This window comes from uncultured Zoogloea sp. (assembly GCF_937894855.1).
In the GTDB taxonomy this organism is placed as follows: Bacteria; Pseudomonadota; Gammaproteobacteria; order Burkholderiales; family Rhodocyclaceae; genus Zoogloea; species Zoogloea oryzae.
This window is the reverse complement of sequence record NZ_CALAYQ010000179.1, coordinates 22,045-29,131: the sequence shown is the minus strand read 5'-3', so window position 1 is coordinate 29,131 and position 7,087 is coordinate 22,045. Positions and strand designations below refer to the sequence as shown.

General features: G+C 66.8%; 7 protein-coding genes. 3 read left to right on the top strand and 4 right to left on the bottom strand.

The window, feature by feature from the left end:
* The 4 genes from Q0672_RS19865 to Q0672_RS19850 form a co-directional block, all read right to left on the bottom strand.
* Positions 1-1,097 (bottom strand): tetratricopeptide repeat protein (locus Q0672_RS19865; protein WP_298625042.1); only part of this gene is annotated, 1,097 nt, incomplete at its 3' end.
* A complete protein-coding gene (locus tag Q0672_RS19860) occupies positions 1,084-2,421 on the bottom strand; it encodes a hypothetical protein (protein ID WP_298625040.1) in 1,338 nt (445 codons plus the stop codon). The genes Q0672_RS19860 and Q0672_RS19865, both read right to left, overlap by 14 nt.
* Before the next feature lie 90 nt (positions 2,422-2,511).
* Complete coding sequence (gene xpt / locus Q0672_RS19855) at positions 2,512-3,120, bottom strand: xanthine phosphoribosyltransferase (protein WP_298625038.1); 609 nt, start codon at positions 3,118-3,120, stop codon at positions 2,512-2,514.
* 57 nt (positions 3,121-3,177) lie between these two features.
* A complete protein-coding gene (locus tag Q0672_RS19850) occupies positions 3,178-4,533 on the bottom strand; it encodes a TAXI family TRAP transporter solute-binding subunit (RefSeq protein WP_298625036.1) in 1,356 nt (451 codons plus the stop codon).
* Between the two features lie 158 nt (positions 4,534-4,691).
* Between Q0672_RS19850 and Q0672_RS19845 the strand changes: the two genes are divergently transcribed.
* Genes Q0672_RS19845 through Q0672_RS19835 form a run of 3 tightly spaced genes read left to right on the top strand, consistent with a single transcriptional unit; the run spans position 4,692 to position 7,084 of the window.
* Positions 4,692-5,666: a tRNA-dihydrouridine synthase gene (locus Q0672_RS19845; protein ID WP_298625034.1), complete on the top strand. Its 975-nt coding sequence runs from the start codon at positions 4,692-4,694 to the stop codon at positions 5,664-5,666.
* Between the two features lie 9 nt (positions 5,667-5,675).
* Complete coding sequence (locus tag Q0672_RS19840) at positions 5,676-6,371, top strand: methyltransferase domain-containing protein (protein WP_153161069.1); 696 nt, start codon at positions 5,676-5,678, stop codon at positions 6,369-6,371.
* Entirely contained in the window at positions 6,368-7,084 is a 717-nt protein-coding gene (locus tag Q0672_RS19835) for a UPF0149 family protein (protein WP_298625031.1), read from the top strand. The genes Q0672_RS19840 and Q0672_RS19835 overlap by 4 nt, the downstream gene beginning before the upstream one ends.
* Positions 7,085-7,087 lie beyond the last annotated feature (3 nt).

Here is a 7,087-nt window from a genome sequence, read left to right as displayed (position 1 = left end):
TCGCGCTGGTAGTCGGCGCGCTGGGGTTCGGCCTGGGCGAGCCGCTGGGCGATGGCGAGTCTCTTGAGGAAATAGTCGCGTGCCTCCTCGCCCTGGCCGAGGGCGGTCATCAGGTCGCCGAGGCGTTCGTAGGAGACGGACAGGCCGCGCTGGTAGTCGGCGCGCTGGGGTTCTGCCTGGGCGAGCCGCTGGCGGAGATCGAAGGCCTTGATGAAGTAGTCGCGGGCCTCGTCGCCCTTGCCGAGGGCGGTCATGAGGTCGCCGAGGCGTTCGTAGGTGACGGCGAGGTTGGCCTGGATGCCCGCTATATCCGGCTTGATAGCGATCAAGTGCTCCAGAAGCGCTCGTGTCTCCAGGTAAGCCTGCACAGCGTTCTGGGTGCTGCCACTGCGATGCAGTGTATCGCCCAATCGACCGATTTGAATGGCCAGCGCTTGCTTGATGTCCAGATCATCCGGGTAGGCGCTTGCCCGCTGACGGAGCGCCTCCACTGCCTGACGGAGGGCAGGAAGCTCATCCGCGGTGGAGGCGAGGGCGGCGAGACTGATGTCGGCGGACGGTGCGGCCAGGGTGCGTTGGGACGACAGGGTGGGCGCTGGCGCTTCCGCCTCCAGCCGCACCGACACCCCGCGGATAGACCAGAAGTCTGGTGCCTCGTGGGCGAAGATCGGTTCGAGGCTGGGGGACAGGCACAGGAGCAGCGCGGCGTTCACATTGCCGGCTACGGCGTTGCGTTGTTCGTTGAGGCGCCGGAACAGCTGCCGCCAGGCGGGGATTTCCGTTTCGGCGACGAAGCTTGCGTCGAGCACCGCCAGCACCCGCTCGTCTGCGGCCGGGGGCGGCAGGGTGGAAAGCGCTTCGGTGACGGCGGCGGTGAGCGCGCTGTCGAGGGGCTTGTCGGGAGAGAAAGTGTCGGGCAGTAGCGGTCGGGTAATCAGGCTCCCCCCGCGGCGGGCCGGCACGCCTTCGGCGAGCGCGCTGAGGCTCTGGCGGACCTGCAGGGGCGAAGGGCAGACGAGGATGTGAAACTGGAAACCGTCGCCGAGCGCCAGCGCGTTGGCCAGCCGCTGCAGCGCGGCTTCGTTATTGCTGGACATCAGGATCGACGGCTGGCGCCGCGAGGGCGGCGAGGGCGGTCTTGACGCCCGGAATCTCTGCCACCGCGGGGTGGAGGTTGAACCACGATTCGCCGTTCACGTAGCGCAACACGGCGTTGTTGAGGAGCATCTGATCGGCGATCTGGCGGTGACCTTCGTTCAGCGCGGTGTAATTGCGTTCCTTTGCCACCAGCGCCAGCCACTCGAAAGCGTCGGCAGTGACGATCATCCGGTAGGCGTCTTTCAGCTCGTTGAAGATGCGTTGGAAATCGGGCTCGGAAAGGGGAAGATGAGAATTGGCAAGGGCCGACTGGAGCAGACGCACGATCTCTCGCGGGTAGCCGCCAGACCAGCGGATGACTTCGGCGATGCGCACTTCGCAATCCGGGCCCAGGACTTCGGCAAGCACGTCGTCGGGGATGCGCCGGCGGACGAGTTCGCGCGCCGCAGCGACGCCCGGCGCAAAAGGGGAGCCGTCGAAGTTGGCAAGCTTGATCATCGGGAGAAAGCTCACATCCTCGAAGCGGCGGCTGACCAGTGCAGTAGGAATGGTGTAGAGCACATGCACCGGCAGATGCAGATGGGGCGCGCCACCGGCGAAGATGCGCTCCGCGCTGGCCAGCACTTCCTCCCAGTTTCCACTGGTTCCACGGAGCTTCTCGAGTGAATCAAAAATGACCACGAGGCGCGAGCGGCCGAGTTGCCTGGCGCGGTCTTCGAGCAGCACGAGTTCGTTGCGGGCTTCGCTGAGGAAGGACGACAGGTGGCTTGAGATGATGGACCTGACCCGGCTGCGCAGGCTGGGGCGGGTGCGCATTTCGGCCACCAGCTTGGCGCCGCCCGGTATCGTGAGCTCGCCCTTGCCAAGGTCCAGATCGGTGCGGCACAGCCAGTTCCAGAGGCGCTGGAAATAGCCTTCGCCCATGGCTTTGTCGGTGTCCTGGCCTTCGGCTTTGAGCACGGCCTCTTCGACTGCGAACAGGATCGCGGCGATCACGTCCGGGATATCGACCGGGTTGGTGAGGTCGAGCATCTTTTCGCCATCCACCAGCACCGGAAGGAAATTGGCGCAGTCGGGATCGGCCAGTCGTTCGGACAGCCGACGAAGTTCGGTGGACTTGCCGGAGCCGGGCAGCCCTGTGAACAGGATGAAGACGGCGGGGTCTGACATCTCGATGCGTCGTCCGAGCCTTTCGACCCAGTTGATGCCACGCACCTTCTCCGCGCCATAGCCGTCGATATCCAGATTACGCTCGTCGTTGGGGGCGAGTGATTCGAGGAAGTGGCAACGGTTGTAGTACTTTCTTTGGGTGGCGAAGTCCATCGGGATGCGTCCTGCGAAAAGGGAAACGGCCGCAGAGCGGCGATGGGCATTCTAGCTCAAACGGAAAGCACGCTGCCCGCGGTGGAAGGTTCAAGCGCCCCGCGCCTGGGTCATCACCACCCGGCCGTCTTCCACGCGCTCGACCTGGGCGAGGGTGGACACCGGGACATGCAGGGCTTCGATGTGCTCGCGGCCTTGCTTGAAGCGTTTTTCGACCACGAAGCCGGCGCCCCGCACGTCGGCGCCGGCTTCGCGGGCCATCTCGATGAGGGCGGCGGCGGTGCGGCCGTTGGCGAGGAAGTCATCGACGATCACCACCCGCTGGCCGGGGTGGATGTAGCGGGTGGAGATGGCCAGCCGCGTCTCGACGCCCTTGGTGGGTGAGGGGATGGTGCGGCAGATGGAGGGCGCTTCCACGTCGGTCGAGTACTTCTTGGCATACACCATCGGCACGCTCAGGGCCTGGGCGACGATCAGCGCCGGGGCGATGCCGCTGGCTTCGGCGGTGAGGATCACGTTGGGCTGGAAGAAGGACAGCCGGCGGGCCAGTTCGTGGGCCAGCTCGAAGATGAAGCCGGGCTCGATGCGGTGGTTGAGGAAGTGGTCGATGACCAGCATCTGGCCGTCGATGCTGCCTTCGGATTCGATCCGGCGGACGAGGGGGGCGTAGGGGGCGGTGAGATCTAGATGGGGGCTCATGGTGAGACTCAGCGGGAGACGGTGATTCCGGTGCCGGGGGTTACCGGCACGATCACTCTAGGACGATGACGGCGAGCTTGTCGTGACGCTTTCCGCGAGCCGGGCCAGCCGGCGGCGGACAAGGCCAATATGTTCACGCAGGGTGTAAAGCTCGTTGCTGAAGGCGAGGGGCAGCTTGCGGTGGGCGGCGCGCATCTCGATGCGGTCGAGGCGCAGGTTGAAGGCGTCGAGGGCGTCGGCAGTGCGGGCGGCTTCGGGCAGGGCGTCGATCTCGGCTTCGAGGAACTTGAGTTCGCCATACCAGCGATACACCCGCGAGCGCATCCGCCAGTTGTAGATGCCGGGGATGATCTTGGTGAGGGGGATCACCACCGCGAAGAAGGGCAGGATCATCACCAGCAGCCGGTCGATGAGCACCGCCAGCCAGAAGGGCAGGTAGCGCTGGAGCAGCGGCGGGCCGGAATCGTAGAAGCGCTGGGCCATGGGGTGCAGCGGCAGGGCGTGGTCGCGGGGCGTCGGGAAAGCATTGGCGTCCTGGAGCAGGCCGGGCGGGCTGTGGATCTCGCGGGCGTGCTTGAGGAGCAGGGTGACGATGGCCGGGTGGATGTCGGCGCGCACCACCAGGTTGGCGGTAGCGGCCAGCAGCTGGATGTCGCGGTTGGGCTTGTCGGCGTGGATCTTGATGGCGCCGCGGGGCAGCACCACCTTGACCAGGTGGGGGAAGTGGCGCACGTAGCCGTCGGCCTGGGCAAAGTTGAGCAGGCTGATGCCGTCGGTGTGGAGGAGGGCATCGACCACCGGCGCCTGGGGCGCGCCCACCACGAAAAAGGCGTCGATCTCGCCGCGGCGCAGCGCGTCCACGGCGTCCATGCCGCCGATGGCGAGCAGCTTCGGGTCGTTGGTGGCAAAGCCGTTGGCGGCCAGCAGCTGCAGGGCGAAGAGCTGGGCGCCGCTGCCCTGCACGCCGATGGCGATCCTGCGGCCCTTGAGCTGGTAGATGCGGTCGTGCTGGGCGTCGCCCCGGTAGAACACCCACACCGGCTCGAGGTACATGCTGCCGAGGGTGGCGAGATCCTCGGATTCGGGCTCGTTGGCGATGCCGCCCTGGATGAAGCCCACGTCCACGTCGTCGTCGGTCTTCAGGCGGCGGAGGTTTTCCACCGCGCCGCTGGAGGGGCGCAGCTCGACCTCGATGCCTTCCTGGGCGAACTTCTCCCGGTAGCGTTCGCCAAAATACTGGTAGGCGCCGCCGGCCACGCCGGTGGTGATGACGATCTTCTTGGGCGGCGCCGGCTTCACGAACTGCCAGGCCAGCGCAAAGGCGGCGGCGACGAGCAGCAGCGCCGGCAGGGCGAGCAGCAGCAGGTCGCGCAGGTTGCGGGTGTCGCCGTTGGCGGAGGTGGGCCGGCCCATGTTGGATGTCGTCGTCGTGCGGCGTGGGGGCGAATCTTACCGCGCCCGGCACCGGCCCGGCGAGCACCCGCGCAGGGCGCGCCGACGGGTGGCTTCTGCCGGCGGCGATTCTCCGGTACATTGCGCGCCCGGCTTTGATGCAAAAGGTGTTTTCGACGATGACCCGGTTGCTGCTCGCTCCGATGGAGGGCCTCGCGGATGATGTGCTGCGTGAAGTGCTGACCCGCGTGCCGGGTTACGACCACGCGGTGACTGAGTTCGTGCGGGTATCGGGCACGTTGCTGCCGCTGCGAGCCTTTGCGCGGGTGTCGCCGGAGCTGCGCGCCGGCAGCATGACGAGCAGCGGCACGCCGGTCCGGGTGCAGCTGCTGGGCTCCGATCCGCCCTGCATGGGCGACAACGCTGCCCAGCTGGCGCGGATGAACCCGGCGGGGATCGACCTGAACTTCGGCTGCCCGGCGCCACTGGTCAATCGCCACGGGGGCGGCGCGGCGCTGCTGGATACGCCCGAGACGCTCCATGCGATCGCCTGCGCGGTGCGCCGGGCGGTGCCGCGGCACATCCCCTTCACCGCCAAGATGCGTCTGGGCGTGGCCGACACCGGCCGTGCGCTGGAATGCGCCCAGGCCCTGGCCGACGGCGGGGTCGAGGATCTCGTCGTCCATGCCCGCACCAAGACCGACGGCTATCGCCCGCCCGCCCACTGGGAATGGGTCGGCCGCATCGCCGACGTGGTGGATGTGCCGGTGGTGGCCAACGGTGAGGTGTGGAACGAGGCCGACTGGCTGCGCTGCCGTGAGGTGAGCGGCGCCTCCGACGTGATGCTGGGCCGCGGCGCGGTTTCCGATCCCTTCCTGGCGAGGCGCATCCGCGCGGGGGGCGAGGCTGAGCCGGATCGCGAGGCCGAGTGGGCCGAGCTGCTGCCGCTGATCGGCGAGTTCTGGCGGCGGGTGCTGGCCAAGGTCGAGGCGCGCCACGCTCCGGGCCGGCTCAAGCAGTGGCTGGGGATGCTGCGGCGCAACTTTCCCCGGGCCGAGATTCTCTACGCCGAACTGCGCGCCCAGAAGGATCCGCTGGTGGTCGCCCACATCCTGGGCTGTCATGGCGTACCGGTGCTGAAGGCCGCCGCGTAGAATTGCGGGATGTACGCCAATTCGAAGATTCCCGAGAGCGCCCAGCCGGGTGTTCATGAACACCTCATCGAGCGGGTTGCCAAACATGCCCGCTCCGATTTCCGCAAACCGTATCTCGATTACAACAAGGCCGCCTTCGAGGCCAGCCTCGCCGGCTGGGACGGCAAGGCGCCGCTAATCCTCGACGCCGGCTGCGGGGTGGGGCACAGCACCATCCAGCTCGCCCGGGCGTTTCCCGATCACTGGGTGATCGGCGTGGATCAGTCGGAAGACCGGCTGTCCCGCAAGAAGCCTTACCCGGATGCGCTGATGCCGAAGAACATGGTCTTCGTGCGGGCCGATCTGGTGGATTTCTGGCGGCTGATGGCCGAGGCCGGCATCCGGCTCGCCCGGCATTACATCCTGTACCCAAACCCGTGGCCGAAGATCGGCCACCTGGCCCGGCGATGGCATGCACATCCCGTGTTTCCTTTTGTGCCAAGGCTGGGGGGAAGGCTGGAATGCCGCAGCAACTGGCATATTTATGTGGAAGAATTCGCCCTCGCGATCGGTCTCCTGACCGGCCGCGAGGTTGGCTGGGAGTCCTTCGAGGCTCCATCGCCGCTCACGCCTTTTGAACGCAAGTACCGGGATTCCGGCCAGACCCTTTACCGGTGTGTGGTGGAGCTCGATAGCCAACCAAAACTGGAGGAAAACCCGTCATGACCCAATTTCAATCCGAACCCCTGTCCGAAGAAGAACTGGAGCAGCTCGAGGAGCTGCTGGTTTCCGAGGATGTGCCCGCCGACTGCATGAACATGGAGATGCTGGACGGCTACCTGGCCGCCATCGTCTCGTCGCCGCTGCCGATCAAGGTGGAAGAATGGCTGCCGGCGGTGTGGACCGCCGACGAAGGCGAGGTGGGTTTCGGCTCCGGTGCGGTGCTGCAGAAGGCCATCGAGCTGGTCCTACGCTACTACAATGACATGCTGGCGGTGATCGGCGACGAGTTGGGCGATGAAGAGGGCGAGGCCGAAGGCTGGCAGCCGTTCTGCTACGCCCAGGGCGGCGACGACGACCCGGCCATCGGCGAGGAGTGGACCAACGGCTTCGAGCAGGGCTTCGAGATGTGGCCGGTGGAATGGCCTGACGCGGTGAGCGACACGACCATCGCCGAATCCCTGCTGGAGACCATCCTCGGGCCTGAAGAGGAAGTCACCGTGCTCCCCGACGCCGAAGCCCAGCTGGCCGAGCTTGAGGAGAAGGGCCTCGCGGTCCAGCGGCTCTACCAGAACTGGCGCGCCCTTGGCCTGCCGACGCCCGAACCGGTGGCCGTGACCGCCGCCACCGGCGCCGCCAGGAGCGGCCCGGGCCGCAACGAACCCTGCCCTTGCGGCAGCGGCAAGAAGTACAAGAAATGTTGCGGCGAGGGGAAGTAAGCC

Bases quoted from the DNA above. Each gene is read 5' to 3' on its own strand.
- Q0672_RS19860 (WP_298625040.1), bottom strand. From the start codon at position 2,421: ATGGACTTCGCCACCCAAAGAAAGTACTACAACCGTTGCCACTTCCTC.
- xpt (WP_298625038.1), bottom strand. From the start codon at position 3,120: ATGAGCCCCCATCTAGATCTCACCGCCCCCTACGCCCCCCTCGTCCGC.
- Q0672_RS19850 (WP_298625036.1), bottom strand. From the start codon at position 4,533: ATGGGCCGGCCCACCTCCGCCAACGGCGACACCCGCAACCTGCGCGAC.
- Q0672_RS19845 (WP_298625034.1), top strand. From the start codon at position 4,692: ATGACCCGGTTGCTGCTCGCTCCGATGGAGGGCCTCGCGGATGATGTG.
- Q0672_RS19840 (WP_153161069.1), top strand. From the start codon at position 5,676: ATGTACGCCAATTCGAAGATTCCCGAGAGCGCCCAGCCGGGTGTTCAT.
- Q0672_RS19835 (WP_298625031.1), top strand. From the start codon at position 6,368: ATGACCCAATTTCAATCCGAACCCCTGTCCGAAGAAGAACTGGAGCAG.